Here is a 1282-nt window from a genome sequence, read left to right on the forward strand (position 1 = left end):
CTCCAAGATCAGGTTGAACAGAGGTAAGTCGGTGATGCGAGCTTGTGCCAATAGCACCGTCAACGCCATCTCTTTCTGTTCGCCTTCCAGTGACAATAGACCGTAGAAGAAGCTCGCCAATCCTTTTGAAGTTTGATTGTCGATAAGGTCATCCACCAAGCCTTGCAGCTCAGGAATCGCCAGCTCAGAAAAGAAGCTGATGATTTCACTTGTTGGGCGGAAGCCATTCATCGCTTGGTATTCGGTTAGCGCGTAAACCAATTCTGGTTTGTGGTTTGGATCTTTGTAGTTACGGTTTGCTGCGGTTAGGGGAATGCCTTGTTTTTCTTCCAGTGCAAAACCTAGTTCTGCTTGTTGCTTGTTTGGGTGCACCTGAATCGACAGCGCTTTCTCAGCGGCAAGCACTTTAAACAGGTACGGAAGTTCACCAAAACGGTTTGCGACTTCTTCACTCAGAAAAGCATTCATGTCTTGAGCAATCAGTGAAGAGAGTTTGGTCTCCTCGCCGTTTACCGTCACCATTGAGCAACCGTTTGGATGCGCGCCCATCCATACTTCTGCTTGTGGTTCGCCCGTTGGGTTTTCAATGCCAAACAGTTGGTTAACAGAAGTAGTACTGCCCCAAGCGTAGTTTTGAATCACGTTGTTCATCAGGAAAAACGTCGGATGCGCAGCTTGAGTTTGAATCGTTTGTGTATCGGACATCGTTAAATCAGACATAGAGTGTCACCATGAGAGAAAATCATGGCTTGGGCGACATTGCCCAAGCCATAGGAGCTATTTGGGGGAGGGGGGATTAAGCGGCTGCTTGCATCATTTTTGCTTTACGTACTTTCTTCAACGTTACACACGTTACTGCGGTAACCGTTGCGCCAGCTGCCATACAAATCAGAGCAAGGACTGGATGGTTCATCGCGCCAAGTAGAGCGACAACTGGACCGCCGTGAGCAACGCTGTTGGTGATGCCGAATGAGAACGCCATTACTGCCGCCACCATTGAGCCAAGTACGTTTGCAGGAATCACTGACATTGGATCTTGCGCTGCGAACGGAATCGCACCTTCAGAGATACCCACCAGACCCATTGCACCTGCGGCTTTACCCGCTTCGGTTTCTGATTCTTCGAACAGGTCGAACTTACGACCAAGCGCCGTTGCCAGTGCCATGCCTAGAGGAGCAACAGGGATTGCACACGCCATCGCACCCATAAATTGAGTTTGACCGCTCGCAATCATGCCCACAGAGAATAGGAATGCGACCTTGTTGAATGGACCACCCATATC

Annotated in this window: 1 protein-coding gene and 1 pseudogene; both read right to left on the reverse strand. The window is 49.5% G+C overall.

The genetic code is table 11. The annotated features are described in order from the left end of the window. Positions 1 to 705: mannose-6-phosphate isomerase, class I (gene manA / locus R7P72_RS24785; RefSeq protein WP_411912905.1), on the reverse strand; the 705-nt coding region annotated here is incomplete at its 3' end. A gap of 91 nt (positions 706 to 796) precedes the next feature. Next, positions 797 to 1282: pseudogene (locus R7P72_RS24790) on the reverse strand (PTS fructose transporter subunit IIC); the annotation flags it as partial.

Origin of the sequence: Vibrio sp. Vb0888, from assembly GCF_033338835.1 — a bacterium.
Classification (GTDB): domain Bacteria; phylum Pseudomonadota; class Gammaproteobacteria; order Enterobacterales; family Vibrionaceae; genus Vibrio; species Vibrio alginolyticus.